Consider the following 15,198-nt stretch of genomic DNA (forward strand, 5'->3'; position numbering starts at 1 on the left):
AAAACAGAGTTAATATTATCACTTAATGAAAAAACACTGAAAGTTGTATAGGTCACTAGATGGTAACCAATTGAAAAATATCTTTTTGTGTACTAGATATTAAGACTCATAGACAAAGCTATCCGGAAGCGATTATGCCCGAAAATAACAATAAAGTTCTTGTGCTCTATGCACACCCTTCTCAGCGGCGCTCCGAAGTCAATGCGCCCATGTTCCGAGATGCCGCCTCCATCAAAGGCGTTACAGCAGTTGACCTATATTATGAGTATCCGACCTACAACATCAATATCGACCAAGAGCAGCAACGCCTAATCGATCATGATGTGATCATTTTTCAGTTTCCTCTTTATTGGTACTCAACACCATCGATTCTCAAAGAGTGGCAGGACCTCGTTTTGGAGTATGGGTTTGCTTATGGTCAAGATGGCACCGCATTGCACGGGAAAACGTTCTTGTGTGCAATTTCTGCAGGAGGAAAGGCGGAGGCATACCAAACTGATGGCTACAACCACTTTACGATCCGAGAACTCTTGCAGCCTTTGGAACAAACCGCAACGCTAACTGGTATGACTTACTTGCCACCGTTTTGCTTATTCGGTTCGCGCACTGCGCAAGAGGAGCATCGTATTCCCGAACACCGAGAACGGTGGAGAGAGTTGCTCAGTCTATTGGCCAGCGGCGATTTTGACATAGAGCGAGCAAAACCTATGGACAAACTCAATCACTACTGGCCATCGGAACAAGTAGTTCAATCGGATGAGGGAACATCATGACAGGCTATTTTCTTCAAGCATTCATATACTTAGTTGCTGCCGTTATCGCCGTGCCGATTGCCAAACGACTTGGACTTGGCTCTGTTCTTGGCTACTTAATCGCAGGTGTTGTCATTGGACCAATCATCGGTCTCGTCGGTGAAGAGACCACGACTATTCAGCACTTTGCTGAGTTTGGTGTAGTGATGATGCTATTTTTGGTTGGTCTCGAGCTAGAACCAAAAATGCTATGGAACATGCGTCACAAGCTGATTGGCTTGGGGGGCATTCAAGTAGGTGGTACAGCGGCAGCGGTGATGGGGATTGCCCTTATTTTCGGCCAGACATGGAGCATCGCGCTTACCATTGGTTTGATTTTTGCCCTATCGTCGACCGCTATCGTCCTGCAAACCTTTCATGAAAAAGGCCTCGCCAAGACAGAGGGCGGGCAGAGTTCGTTCTCAGTGCTCTTATTCCAAGATATTGCCGTCATCCCTATGTTGGCATTTATCCCGCTATTGGCCATACCTGAGTTAGTTGAACAGGCTCAAAATGCTGTTGAACATGCCGCCGACCACCATGAAGAATTAAGCTTGGTCGCAGGTTTACCTGGATGGGCTTACGGTTTGGTGATCACAGCCTCTATTGCAGTTGTTGTCGTCGGCGGACATTATTTGAGTCGGCCATTATTCAGGTTCGTTGCATCGTCCGGTCTTCGCGAAATATTCACTGCCACCGCATTAATGTTGGTTATCGGTATCGCGGCCTTGATGAGTCTAGTAGGTCTCTCCCCTGCTCTCGGTACGTTCTTGGCAGGCGTTGTATTGGCGAACAGTGAGTTTAGACATGAGCTCGAATCTAACATCGACCCATTTAAAGGGCTGCTACTTGGCCTGTTCTTTATTACGGTCGGTGCTGGTATTAACTTTGGCATCTTGTTCAATGATTTCTTCGTCATCATTGGTTTGACTCTAGGTGTCATGCTCTTGAAAGCAGCGGTGCTTTACGGACTTGCCATCATCTTTAAGATTCGAGACAGCGCAAGATGGCTATTCACGCTCAGCCTGGCTCAAGCCGGTGAATTTGGCTTCGTTCTTCTCAGTTTCTCGGTTCAAAATCATGTGCTACCGAACGATATCGCCCAAACGTTATCACTTGTTGTCGCGTTATCTATGTTCCTGACCCCCGGCCTATTTATCTTGTTTGATAAGGTCATCTTGCCGCGTTATGAGAAACAGAGTAACGATCGAGAAGCAGACACGGTAGATGAGCGTGGCACCGTGATGATCGCTGGTATGGGACGATTTGGACAAATTGTTAATCGCCTATTAGTTGCTAACGAAGTGAAAACAGTGGCGCTTGATGTACGAGCGGACCAAGTCGATAACATGCGTCAAATTGGTACCAAAGCCTTCTTTGGTGATGCATCTAAACCTGACATACTGCACACCGCAGGTATTGAGGAAACTAAGCTGTTAGTCGTGGCTATTGATAATCAAGAAGCCAGTATCGAGCTTGTAAAATACGTCAAACATACGTACCCTCACGTCAAAATTCTTACCAGAGCATTTGACCGCGGTCATGGTTACCAATTGAGGCAGGCTGGTGCAGACTATATTGAATCTGAGACCTATCACTCTGCTCTTGAGCTAGGTGCGAAAACGATGAACTGCCTGGGCTTCCATCCTTTCTTTGTCGAACAGCAGAAAGCCACCTACAAGTCGATTGAGGACAAACAGTCTGATCGTTTGTACGAAGGCTGGAAAGGAGGCGCTGAAGGTGAACGCTTCGACAACAACTACCGAGACCTGTTTATTGAATTAGAGGGGCTCATCCGCGACGCCATGCAAATCGACCGCAATGATAAGCACTCGCGCGAACGCGGCTGGACACCGCCACCAAAAGGCTATGCAGACAAGTTCGAAGAATAGCCTCTTAGGTTTGGTCACGTGCTAAGGAATAGCCGTAAATCAATCAAGGACGGGCTCGCTGCCCGTCCTTCCTATTTTTTAGCCATCGTTCGTGACGACAAGTCGGAACAAAAAACAAGAGAACAACGTGGATAAAGATTCTAAACAGTTAGCCAAGCAATTGTTCAACATGACCTTACCTATGGTACTAGGTGTGCTTTCGCTAATGAGTTTCCAATTGGTCGACAGTGCCTTCATTGGTCAACTCGGCGTACTGCCTTTGGCAGCGCAAGGATTTACCTTGCCAATGCAGATGGTGATCATCGGGATTCAAGTAGGCCTAGGCATCGCTACGACAGCCATTATTTCTCGTGCACTCGGTGCCAACAACGAAGAGTATGCCAAGCAGCTCGGCGGATTAATTCTCGTGTTCGGTAGTTTAGGCGTCGCCATCATTGGTGTGGTGATTTGGTTTATCCGGCACCCTATCCTAGCAATGCTGAGCGCTCCAGAATCCGTTTACCCTGTCATTGATAGCTACTGGCCTTATTGGTTGTTGAGCTCTTGGGTAGGGGCTGTACTCTATTTCTACTACAGTGTGTGCAGAGCTAACGGTAATACTGTTCTACCCGGCATGATGATGGTTATCACTAGCATTATTAACCTTGCCCTAGACCCACTGTTTATCTTTACCTTTGATATGGGGATTAATGGTGCCGCTATCGCGACGGTAGTAGCGTTTGGTATTGGTATTTTGGTTGTTGCGCCTAAAGTTGTCTCTAAAAACTGGGCGTCATTCAATTGGTCCAACGTGGATATTGCAGAGAGCTTAAGATCGATATGGAAGATCATGGCACCCGCTATGGTGAGCCAGTTATTACCGCCCCTCTCCTCTATGCTAGCGACAAAACTGCTGGCGACATTTGGCACGGCTGCGGTTGCGGCTTGGGCTCTTGGCTCTCGTTATGAGTTCTTTGCTATCGTAACCGTGCTTGCACTGACCATGTCGATGCCACCTATGGTGGGTAAACTTTTGGGTGCGAAGAATCTAGTCGATATTAAGAAGCTCGTGAACATCGCCGTTGCCTATATTTTGGGCTTTCAGTTTGTTGTGGCACTCATCACGCTGCTGTTTGCTAACCAGCTCTCTGCGCTGATGACCAGTGAAGATAACGTATATCAGATATTGAACTACCACCTTATTTTGGTGCCGTTCAGCCTAGGTCCTCTCGGTGTCTGTATGTTGATGGTGTCAATATCTAACGCACTAGGTAAAGCTAAGACGGCATTGACCATCTCTACACTACGCTTGTTTGCCTTCTTTTTACCTTGTTTGTGGGTTGGCGCACAACTTGGAGGTATCCAAGGGCTGTTCTACGGAGCACTAATCGGGAACGTCCTTGCCGGAGTAAGCGCTTGGTTCACATACAGTTATTCTGTGAAGCAGCTTGAAAAAGCGCTTTTAAACTAACCTTATGAAATAAAAAGAAAAGCCTTCTTATTTTTGTCAAACGCCCTCTCCTTTGCTACGTTTAAAATACGTAGTGAAAGGAAAGGTGCAATTAATGAAAATAAACATTCAGACCCATCACGTATCTATCGGTGACGACTCAAGAGAAGAGATAGAAAGCAAGTTTGAGAAAATTGCGGCTCATTTCCCGCAACTAATTAGCAGCGACATCATCATTAGAAAAGAGCACGACCAACACGAAGTCGAAATATTCACTAACTACGAAGGTGTACGAGTCTCTGCTAAAGCGACCCATGACATCATGTACCCAGCGATCGCAGCATCGCTTAAGAAACTCGAAGCAGGTCTTCGCAGCCGTAAAGGACATCTCAAATCCGGCGCCCATTAATAAGAATGCTGACCACTGTATAGTTTCAGCGGTCCATGCCCTCACTAGATTTCAAAGTCGACACTCTGTCGGCTTTTTTAGTGCTCTACTTTTCCCTACAAAACAATACTGAAATATTTTCTTACCGTGATATTGAACAATCAAATAGCTGCTTTATCGCGCCCTATATCGCTCATCATTCGCCTCTCAGATAGTCTCATCGGCTTTTCAACGCCTGTGGCACAAAATGGCAACTTTACAATTTTTATCCCGCTACTATGTGCTCCAGATAAAGAGGAGCAGACACGATGACCTATAGAGAATTTCAACATACCGACGCCTACAAACTGATGGTAGGCACTGGCGACCTTATCACTTCCATCGCCAATTTCACGTTCACGGTAATCAAAGCAGTGGCCAAAGCTGGCTACTGGATTACACGCAAAACGTACTTGTGGATCGCCCAGCGATAACCCTGAATCCAACTAACTTTTGAGAAAGCGAATGAAAAGCAAATTAGCACTTGTTTTAGCATTGGCAATTGGAACTGCCTCTCCCATTACAACTTTGGCTTCGGACAGCGTATCCTCAACCGACAACCCTTTATTAACGCAGTCAGAGGCATTGATTCTAGATGTTGAACGCCTCAGCGCGAGCGCTGAGCTCAACCGTTTTGAAGAGAGCATTATCGATCGTAAGAATGACGCATTACGACAATCACTGTCCGAGCGTTTAACCAGCAATAAAGATGCAGAAATCAACAAGCAGATTGTCGAGAGTCAACTAAGGTTGATGCAGGACCTTCTCGCCGCTAATGAGCAAGATCTCAAACGCTTATCAAAAGAGTCAAAACAAGCCAACGATGCAGCGAAAGACGAAGTTCAATTCGCTATGCAAAAACGCATCACCACAATGGATGAATACTATTCAGATCTCTCTACGACGCTAGTATGGGCGTCAGATCTAGGCATAGACACTACAAAGGCACGCACCATTCTAGAACGTGACCTTAAGGAACGTGCAGATTTTCTCTATAACTCAGTTTTATATCTCGATAGCCAACTGAATGATGTCAATGACAGACTCGCTTACTTACCTGAAGAAGAGAAAGCTGCACTACAAGAAGATGCCATTAGGATCACCGGTCAGATAAATCTGTTGATCTTAAGTCTCGAATCAAGCATTACCCTGCTTGAAAAATATGGTGTCGACACGACCGAATACAAACAGCTGCTGTTTACGATCACAGGTGATATTAGCACCGACGTCCTCGATGTGAGTGTCATGATGGGGCTGCTCACCGAATGGCTAGGCGCTTTCAAAGACTGGGCAATGGAACACACACCATCGCTTATCGTTAAGATCTTTGTCTTTGGTATCATTCTTTGGTTATCGCGCTCATTTGCAAAAATTGTTGGTAAAGCGGTACGCAAGAGTGTCAGTCACTCAACCATGAAATTCAGTGTATTGATGCAAGATTTCTTTGTCTCAATGGCTCAGAAAGGGGTTACCGCTCTCGGTCTGTTGATCGCATTATCACAATTAGGGATCGAGCTTGGTCCACTGCTTACTGGTTTCGGTGTTGCGGGTGTTATCATCGGTTTTGCATTGCAAGATACCCTGTCAAACTTTGCATCGGGCATGATGATTCTAATCTATCGTCCATTTGATGTTGGGGACCTAGTAAAAGTGGCTGGAATATCGGGTACCGTTAGCCACATGAGCCTTGTCTCTACGACAATACGAACCGTAGATAACCAGCGCCTCGTTATTCCAAACAATAAGATCTGGGGCGACACCATAAACAACATCACAGCAGAGAAAACTCGTCGAGTAGATATGACGTTTGGTATTGGCTACGGTGATGATATAGATAAAGCAAAACAGGTATTTGCAGACATTCTTGCAGCACACCCGAAAGTACTAAAGTCACCTGAACCGATGATTTATGTCCATACCTTGAACGAAAGTTCAGTGGATTTCATCGTCAGACCTTGGGTGAAAACGGAAGACTACTGGGATGTTTACTGGGAAGTCACCGAAGAAGTGAAGAAACAACTTGATCGCAATGGCATCAGTATTCCATTCCCACAACGTGATGTTCACGTGTACCAGCATGCAGCAGCGACAGAAGTCGACTTGCTAACGGTCGCTCAAGCTGGGGCAAAATAACCAAATGCGAGCATTCTCACCTTGAATGCTCGCATTATTTTTTCTAATCAATAACTGAAATTTTTATCGTGATTAATATCACGCTTTGTTATTGATGAAAGTCCAAACTGACTCTAATATCTGCGCCCTAATACTGACAGGGCTATTCCTAGGCAGGTTTAATCACTTCCAATTGTTTAAGAGATATTTGAGAAATGTCATCCAAGTTTCCATTAGCTAAGCTGACCTTTTTAATCGCTATTTTGACCGCGGTCGGTCAAATGACCCAGACGATGTACGTGCCTTCAATTGGTCAGATGGCAAAAGAGTTCCACGTTAATCCTGCTATGCTGCAAGCTGTTATGGCGTGTTACTTGATTCCCTATGGTCTTTCACAATTTATATACGGACCATTGTCGGACAAGCTTGGGCGCAAACCTATCATTATCTCGGGACTTGCGATTTACCTAGTTGGTGCGCTAATCAGCTTATTTGCTCATTCATTCGAACTGTTTTTGCTAGGAAGTTTTGTCCAAGGCGCAGGTATCGGCAGCGGTGGTGCAATGTCTCGCACCCTATCTCGCGATTGTTTCTCTGGTGAAGAACTGCATCGTGCAAACAGCATCATTAGTATGTGTGTGATCTTTTCGCCTCTGCTGGCACCAGTACTTGGTGGCCTGCTTACAGAGACTTTAGGCTGGCGTTCAAGCTACTTATTTTTGACGCTCTTTGCTGTTGCAGTGGTCATCGTAATGTCATCGAAGTTGGTCGAAACACTGCCTGAAGAACGTCGCACAAAAAGCTCGGCAGTGGACAACTATCGATTTGTTCTGTCCGATCGCCGCTTCCAAGGTTACGTGATTTGTCTTGTAGCGACGTTTGCTGGAGTCGCAGTGTTTGAAGCAGCAGCTGGTGTGCTATTTGGCGGTGTATTGAAGCTTTCTGCGCTTACGGTAAGTATTTTGTTTGTCATGCCAATCCCAGGGTATTTACTCGGGGCAGGATTTTCGTCGCTCATCGCAAAACGATTTGGTAATGCAGCGGCGTTTAAGTTCGGTCTAATTGCTATTATTGTTGGCTCTGTGATCGTCCTTATACCAGGTTTAGAGGGCAGCACAGATGCATGGACACTCACCATTGGTTCAACGGTTTATTTCTTGGGTGCTGGCATACTCTTTCCAGCTGCAACCACTGGTGCGCTGACCCCGTTTCCGAATCATGCTGGTACTGGTGGTGCAGTTCTCGGTGGGATGCAGAACCTCGGTGCGGGTCTTGCTACGCTCGCTGCATCAGTCATACCAGCGAGCAGTCAACTACCGCTTGGCGTCATAATGTTAGTCATGGCTCTTCTTGCTATGTGGGGACTGCATATTGCTAAGCGCGATCGTGGTCGTGATAACACTGGTGGTGCGGTTGCAGTGTAAAGCACTTGGTTATGCATTCACTTATGCATTCACTTATGCAGCGCGTCTTGAAGACGAAGACGCGCTGCTTGATAAAGATCATGGAAGTCCCCTTCTCCACAATAAACTCAGGCACAAGTTTGATTTTGCGCTGACATTTCTCTAAGATGCGCCACCTTGAGCAATTGAGTAATCACTCAAATCTGTTGCTAAACCGCTTTGGTTGTTATGACTACCATCCAAACTAAGTGGTCTTCAAGTAACTCGTCTCGATGAGGATCGGACTCTCATCACGCTCACATCATTTAGAGGGGAATGACCCTCGACTCTTTGAGAAGCCTGCCAATTATGGCGCTCTCTATTCAGGCTCGGTGACCGGCTTTGTTTGCCCGAACCTCACTGACCAAATACACAATGTGACTGAGTAGCAATTTGGCTACTTCTGCTCGCCTAGCGAGCAATAAACTATTATAACGATAGGAGTTTTTATGCCTAACGGATTGATGCTGTCCGATCTAGCGATCGCTGGCGGACTGCTGCTTTTAGGGAAAGTACTTCGAGTACACCTCACTGTTTTCCAAAGAATGTACTTGCCCTCGGCTGTTATTGCCGGGCTTCTCGGTTTGGCGCTCGGCCCTGCAGGCGCTGACATTTTGCCGTGGACGGATACCTTTGCAAGCAACGCTGGCCTTTTAACTGCTGCACTTTTCTCAGCGCTTGGTCTTGCAACCGATGTTCCGTCACCTTCAGTCGTGGCAAAACGCGCAGGTAGTATGTGGGCGTTCAACCAAGTAGCCTCCGTATCTCAGTGGTTGTTTGCTGCGATGTTTGGTCTGTTTTTAGCGTCTTTTGTATTCTCTGACCTAACACCAGCGTTCGGGATCCCAATGGCGGCAGGCTTTATGGGCGGTCACGGCACCTCGGCGGTTGTCGGTGATATCTTCACGAACCTTGGCTGGGAAGACGCATTTACGCTAAGCCTTACATTTGCCACCGCAGGTATTTTTATCTCTATCTCTGTTGGCATGATCATTTTGCAAGTTGCCCTCAAGCTTGGCTTAATCAAGCGCTTTAACAGCTTTCACAAGATGAATGATCACGAGCGTAAAGGTCTTATTGAAGAAGATGAACAACGCTGGGCGATGAAATCTACCATGTCGTCGTTGTCCGTTGACTCTTTTGCGATCCATGCTGCTTTGGTGGTTGTCGTGACCGCTTTTTCTTATGTGGCAGCGGATTTTTTATCTTCTTTTCATGACAAAGTTCAAATCCCAACCTTTGTAACGGGTTTTCTAGGCGGAATGTTCGTGCGTATGGTGGCTCAGCGTACCGGCGCATCTCAATACCTTTGTGATGGTGCCTTCAATCATGCCTCAGGTATTAGTACTGACTACCTCATCGTGTTTGGTATTTCAGCCATCAAAATTACAGTACTCGTGCAGTATCTGCTACCAATGACTCTACTTGCCATCGGCGGTATTTGTTTCACTCTGTTCCTTATTTTCTGGGTGGCACCCCGTATACTTGGCGATAACTGGTTTGAGAAAGGCATCTTTTCTTGGGGATGGCTAACGGGTACGGTCGCAATGGGTATTGCGCTACTTCGCATCGTCGATCCAAATATGAAAAGCAAAGTATTGGACGACTATGCTATTGCTTATGTTCCAGGGTCCATCACCGATATATTTATTATTTCTCTGATGCCAATTGCTATGTATTCCGGTTACCACTGGGAAGCGTTAGCCGTTGGTCTTAGCTACATCGCGTTTGTTCTTTTTGTTTGGCGCTTTGTATTCCAAAAGTCAGGACAACTCGTGACAGAATAGACCCACAAGGCGGCAACATTTGCCGCCTTTTTTCTACCAAACCTGCCGACATAACCGACACAACAATGCTCACCCTTACCAAACCACGACTTTTATTTTGATTTCAGTCAGTTAACATTGCATTATGGTTAATAGAGACTAGAATAAAAAACGTGTCTCGCCCCCAAGCCATGGAAGGAGTAGTTGGAGTTGAGAATTCGCTGTATACATAACATGTTTGTATTTCTTGTCTCTGCTGCATTTCTTTTCTCTGGAGCGACTTCTAACGCGCTTGCGGACACGCCAGACAATAAGACGTACTACATCTCTGCTCATGAACGTGACTTCTTAGCGCGATTTATTTTCTCGACGATAGAGAAAGAAGCGAATATTGCATTTGAATATGTAGACTACCCCGATTTCAGTGAGCGACTTAATGCGATAGAAAGTGGTCAATTGGACTTTATTGCCAACATTACTTTCACCAAAGCGCGTGCGCAGCGATTTATCTTCTCGCCACCCATCAATATTGAACCGACTTACTTGTTCACCGAAACAGACAAGAGTTTTGATGATATCCATGTGGTAGGTACTACGATGGGAACAGCGTTTAACGATATTATTCAGCGCTATTATCCAGAGAAACGTGTATTGGGCTTTCTCGACAATGAGGTGGCCTTTGAGAGTATACGAAGTGGTGATATCGACGGTTACATCGGTACATTCTTGCAACTCGAATGGTTCTTGAGTGCAGGTTTTAAAGCGACACTCATCAACGATAAAGTGTCTATACCACCAGTTTCGATCATTACTAATAAATCGGAAAATGCGCCACTTCTTGCAAAGTTCAGTCGCATCATCGCTCAGGAATCAGTACAGAAACAGATCCGCAGCTATATTGAAAGCTACATTACTGAGATAGCGATTAAACAGCTCAAGAATGATATTGAGTCTTCTGGCCTAAACTTGGAAGACCCTATCGATGTCTACCTTAACCCTCGTAAGCCGTATGTTTTTGCCGATAAAAACGGTATCGTGACAGGAGTCGCGGTAGATCTAGTCAATGAGATCTGCCGTCTTAGTTCTCTTGAATGCCGATTGGTATTCCAGCCTGATGAACCGTGGGCAGCGTCTTTGCAGAAACTCATGCTCGGCGAACATGAGATCATGACTCCGATTGCTGATCTTAATCACCGTAAAGAGCGCCTTATTTTCAGCGACCCATACGCATCTATTGATGGCGTTATCGCTAAAAGAGTCGGATACAAAGAAGAGGTATATCGCCATATCTCGGAGCTGTTTGCTGAGCGTGTCGGTGTGGTCGAGAACGGTGTCTTTGCGACTGTTACTCGTCGCCTCCTTCCCAACAAAGAACTGGTCTACTTCAAAGATACTGAAGCTTTGGTGCGCGGGCTAATAGGTAAAACCATCGACTATGCAGTGACCAACCGAGTCACTCTCAATACGTTGCTTTATGAACAGTCACTGTCTGAGATTACCGAGGATCGTTATTTTAAGCCTTTCTATCGATCTCAGCTGACGTTTGGTTTTCCAAAAACAGAACGTGGCGCAACACTATCGAAACTCTTTAATCGAACGCTCGACTTTGTAGACACCGAAACGATTCATCATCGCTATCAACCTCCAGCGAATTGGCGAGAATTGAACGAGAAAGAGCTCGATAAACAGCGACTGAACGTCATCAATATTTTGCTTGGTCTATTTATTTTAGTGACGATCACCTTTGGTTATTTGACTAATCACCGAGCTAATCATGACGTTTTGACCAGGTTAAAAAACCGCTATGCTCTAAACCGTATTCGCAAGCAACCCTTGGGTAAAGGTAACGGCCTAATTTTTATTGACTTAAATGGTTTTAAACAAATTAATGACACCTACGGCCACGCCGTTGGTGATCAGGTACTACGCTGTTACGCTAAATTACTTCGCCAGACTGTTAAAGGGACGAGCTACCGAATCGGTGGCGACGAGTTTGTTGTTATCGCACCCATGAATAATGAGCTACTTCGAGAACTCTTGCCCAAGTTAGAGAGTTTTCAGTTCGGTGTTCGTGGACATGATCTGACCTTGGACCTAAACGCGGCAATTGGTGTATTCCTTCCTGACAGTAGTGATTTGAGTATCAGGCAGTTACTAATCTATACCGATTTTGCTATGTATGAAGCCAAGCGCAATAAAGGCCTAGGGAGCGTGATTGTCGACAAAGCTAAGCTAAAAGAGTTAATAGCAAAAAACAACGTAGCCAATCCCGTCGATTAAATAAGAAAAGGGAGAGACCAGTTATAGCCTCTCCCTTTTATGAAGCCATCTTTTACAGCGACTACCCTACACTTCGAAACGACCAACCAATTGATCTAGCCTTGATATCGAGTTTTGCATTAGTGCGGTTCGACGTGCTAATTGCTTTGATTGATACTGCAAAGAGCCCGTCGAATCGGCTGCTAATTCTGCCGTTTGAGAGTTAGTGTTACTCATGCTTGCCAAGCCAGTGATGGCATCAAAAAGCGAGTTCACCGATTCCTGTAATCGAGCGTTTTGTTTCGAGTTATCTGCAAGATAGGCATTACTTTCTACGTTATCAATACCAGCTCTCATCGTCGTCACCGCTTTTTCAGACTGGTGACGAAGCTGCTCCATCAAGTCACCAATATCTTTAGCTGCTGCCGCCGTTCTATCGGCAAGCGTTCTCACCTCATCGGCAACCACAGAGAACCCACGTCCATGCTCTCCCGCTCTCGCGGCCTCTATGGCTGCATTAAGTGCAAGCAAGTTCGTTTGTGCAGTGATATCCGTAATCAGTGTGACAATGTCACTAATCTTTTCCATCTCACTATTCACATCATTCACACTCGCTGACGAAGATTGGACGATCGCCTTGATTGTCTCGGCACTGTTACGCGCCGTCTCATACTCGTTTCTCGCTTGTTCGACAGACTCTGTCATCAGTACGTGCATTTCACGTGCGTTGTCATTGGCTGAGCTGATTTCGCCAACCTGCTTTTGAGAAAGGTCGATCAGCTGTGAGATGGATTCCGAGGTGCTTTCACTCGATTTAGAAAGTCGCTGACTGCATCGAAACATCGATTCCGATACGTTGTTCACTTCTCGACTGGCGAAGACTAACTCGGAAACCACGGTTTCGAGGTTATCGATAAAGCTATTGGTCCAACGGCCTAGATCGCCGGTTTCATCAGCCTTAAACTTCGATGAGTCAAGTCGCTGTTTAAGGTTTCCATCCCCCTCTGCCAATACCTTCATCACACCAGTCATCTGTTCGAGGCTGCGCGACAAAGGCTTGGCTGTTCTCGCTCGGAACAACACAGTAAGTAAGCATGCAAATAAGAAAGACAAACCAGCGCTTGTGTATGCGTCTAGGCTTAGAAAGTGTTGTAGCATCACCGGTAGCAAAGTCACTGCCATAGCGGATGCCATAAAACGTCTCGTTAAGCGGCCAACCAAAGAGCGATGTCGATGTACTTCCTCTAGATCGGATTCACACATCATACCCCAGGTATCAATTGAGCCAGGCAGTCTGAACGTGACGCCTTTGCCTATTACCGGAATATGGCGGTAGTCTGAGTAACCTGGATAATCGACATACAAATTGCTGCCATTTTTAATGGTCTCTCGAACACCCGGGTGAAGTTGATTGGTCGCGGGATCATTAAACACAACCTCAAACTCAGTATGCTTTTGGATCTTCACGGTTCCCCAATCTGTTTGCACACCTTGTTTTAGGTTCTCTCCGTGCGAAAAAGTATTGTCCTCAAAACGCGAACGAGATAACGCAACACCCTGCGCTATTGACGGGTCAAAGTTGGACTCAACCATAAACAGATAGTTGTCACCCGATTCACTGTAAATATGCCCTGCTTCTCGCTGAATCAAATCCCCCAGTACGTCATTTGGTACACGTCCACAGAGGATCGGTGCATCAGCATCATCAATATTGAGGGGCTGGTAGAACATCAAGGTCACAGCATCATGAAACTTGGAGGATGACGGACCTATATCTAAAGTCTTTTTATCGACATACGGGCCATGCAGAAACGGCTTGTTCCTCGCAAGGTCAAGAGCTTTCTTCGATGCGCTCTGATGACCAATATATTCTCTACTGGTCGAACTTAAGACGGATCCATGTTCATTAACCAAAAACAGCTCAGTAAAATCCTTACCTCTGCGTAGTAATAGATCAAGCGCCTCCGCACGCTCATCTTCCGCCTTTGAGGAGAGGTAAAACGCGGCATCTTCTAGAAAACGCCACTGGTTTTGAGTCCATGCTTCCAGCAGTTTGACCCTAGTTTGTGCAATGCTCTCGAACGTTTGCTCTAGTTCGGTGATTCTATCTCGATTGGAGAAACACGCCTTCCGCATGGCGATTTTTCCGGTACTACCCAGCCAAGGTAACCAACGTTTTTCTTCAGAAGTTAAGTTCATTTCCATTCCTTTGAATCTACTTTATTGATTACATTGCAATTTATATACCCGTACTTTGTGTGGTTTAACCCTCTTCTGTAACAAGAAGGCTGTTCAAACAAAGAGCCAAAAATGGCAATGCGCATCAAAATAGTCACCATCTTAGTGCGTTCAATGCACCAATATAGTGACTCGAGCATTACACTTTCTAACACTATGTTGATCTAGGTAACAGTCTGATTTACTGAACAAATTCGCGATCCGTTTATTTGCTAGTACAATAAGGAAGACCCCAACAATAATTCCTCTTAGGAGACTCTATGACTGAGAATCGTAACGCCAGCCAAATCGTTTCCATTATTTCCACTATTCTTGTTATCGGACTCGCGATTTACCTGGGTACCTTGGTGAAATCTGTCGATACCATTGAAGAGAAACTGAGCCATCAGGCACAGCAAATTGAACGCGTAACAATCGCATCAAACGGCAGTGACGCCACCAGCGCCTATGTACCGGCCTATTCACATATCTACACCGATGGTGGTAAAGCCGTGCTGCTTGAAACAACGCTAGTGGTGAGAAATACCGACCCGAAGAACAGCATTAATATCCATAGCATTGACTACTTCGATACCAACGGTAACTTGGTCAGACAGTTTTTGGAGGAAGGTTACGAACTCAGTCCATTATCAAGCTCTGAGTACTTAGTAGAGAAAAGAGAAACCAGTGGCGGTGTTGGGGCAAACTTCATCGTAAACTGGTCAAATCCGAATCAAGCATCGAAACCTATTTTTGAAGCGGTGATGATTGGTGCTGGTCAAGGTAAGGATATCTCGTTTACTAGCCGCGCTCCTCAATAACACGCCATCAAACACCAAAACGACTCCCATTAAAAAAGCCCT

Annotated in this window: 10 protein-coding genes and 1 pseudogene; 10 read left to right on the top strand and 1 reads right to left on the bottom strand. The window is 45.7% G+C overall.

What is annotated here, in order from left to right:
- The first annotated feature begins 134 nt into the window (after window positions 1-134).
- The 9 genes and pseudogenes from LY387_RS09030 (at window position 135) to LY387_RS09070 (ending at window position 12,139) form a co-directional block, all read left to right on the top strand.
- On the top strand, window positions 135-773 hold the full coding sequence (locus tag LY387_RS09030; protein ID WP_234493822.1) for an NAD(P)H-dependent oxidoreductase: 639 nt from the start codon (window positions 135-137) through the stop codon (window positions 771-773).
- Window positions 770-2,683, top strand: coding sequence for a monovalent cation:proton antiporter-2 (CPA2) family protein (locus LY387_RS09035; RefSeq protein WP_234493823.1), 1,914 nt, complete (start codon window positions 770-772; stop codon window positions 2,681-2,683). Before LY387_RS09030 ends, LY387_RS09035 begins: the two co-directional genes overlap by 4 nt.
- 169 nt (window positions 2,684-2,852) lie before the next feature.
- Window positions 2,853-4,133: an MATE family efflux transporter gene (locus tag LY387_RS09040; RefSeq protein WP_234496086.1), complete on the top strand. Its 1,281-nt coding sequence runs from the start codon at window positions 2,853-2,855 to the stop codon at window positions 4,131-4,133.
- A 94-nt stretch (window positions 4,134-4,227) separates the two neighbouring features.
- A pseudogene (hpf, locus tag LY387_RS09045) lies at window positions 4,228-4,518 on the top strand (ribosome hibernation-promoting factor, HPF/YfiA family); the annotation flags it as partial.
- Window positions 4,519-4,808: 290 nt separating this feature from the next.
- Window positions 4,809-4,973: a hypothetical protein gene (locus LY387_RS09050; protein WP_156111054.1), complete on the top strand. Its 165-nt coding sequence runs from the start codon at window positions 4,809-4,811 to the stop codon at window positions 4,971-4,973.
- A 31-nt stretch (window positions 4,974-5,004) separates the two neighbouring features.
- The gene (locus LY387_RS09055; protein WP_234493824.1) at window positions 5,005-6,672 is read left to right on the top strand and encodes a mechanosensitive ion channel family protein; all 1,668 of its coding nucleotides are present in this window, start codon (window positions 5,005-5,007) and stop codon (window positions 6,670-6,672) included.
- Between the two features lie 194 nt (window positions 6,673-6,866).
- The gene (gene emrD, locus LY387_RS09060) at window positions 6,867-8,075 is read left to right on the top strand and encodes a multidrug efflux MFS transporter EmrD (RefSeq protein ID WP_234493825.1); all 1,209 of its coding nucleotides are present in this window, start codon (window positions 6,867-6,869) and stop codon (window positions 8,073-8,075) included.
- 467 nt (window positions 8,076-8,542) lie between these two features.
- Window positions 8,543-9,880: a sodium/glutamate symporter gene (locus LY387_RS09065; protein ID WP_234493826.1), complete on the top strand. Its 1,338-nt coding sequence runs from the start codon at window positions 8,543-8,545 to the stop codon at window positions 9,878-9,880.
- 213 nt (window positions 9,881-10,093) lie between these two features.
- The gene (locus LY387_RS09070) at window positions 10,094-12,139 is read left to right on the top strand and encodes a GGDEF domain-containing protein (protein ID WP_234493827.1); all 2,046 of its coding nucleotides are present in this window, start codon (window positions 10,094-10,096) and stop codon (window positions 12,137-12,139) included.
- A 66-nt stretch (window positions 12,140-12,205) separates the two neighbouring features.
- Here LY387_RS09070 and LY387_RS09075 read toward each other — a convergent pair whose 3' ends face one another.
- Window positions 12,206-14,317 (bottom strand): methyl-accepting chemotaxis protein, encoded by a 2,112-nt coding sequence (locus tag LY387_RS09075; RefSeq protein WP_234493828.1) that lies wholly within the window; start codon window positions 14,315-14,317, stop codon window positions 12,206-12,208.
- A gap of 299 nt (window positions 14,318-14,616) precedes the next feature.
- On the opposite strand from LY387_RS09075, the gene LY387_RS09080 reads away from it, so the two are divergent.
- On the top strand, window positions 14,617-15,156 hold the full coding sequence (locus LY387_RS09080) for a DUF3124 domain-containing protein (RefSeq protein WP_052412961.1): 540 nt from the start codon (window positions 14,617-14,619) through the stop codon (window positions 15,154-15,156).
- Window positions 15,157-15,198 lie beyond the last annotated feature (42 nt).

Source organism: Vibrio maritimus, assembly GCF_021441885.1.
In the GTDB taxonomy this organism is placed as follows: domain Bacteria; phylum Pseudomonadota; class Gammaproteobacteria; order Enterobacterales; family Vibrionaceae; genus Vibrio; species Vibrio maritimus_B.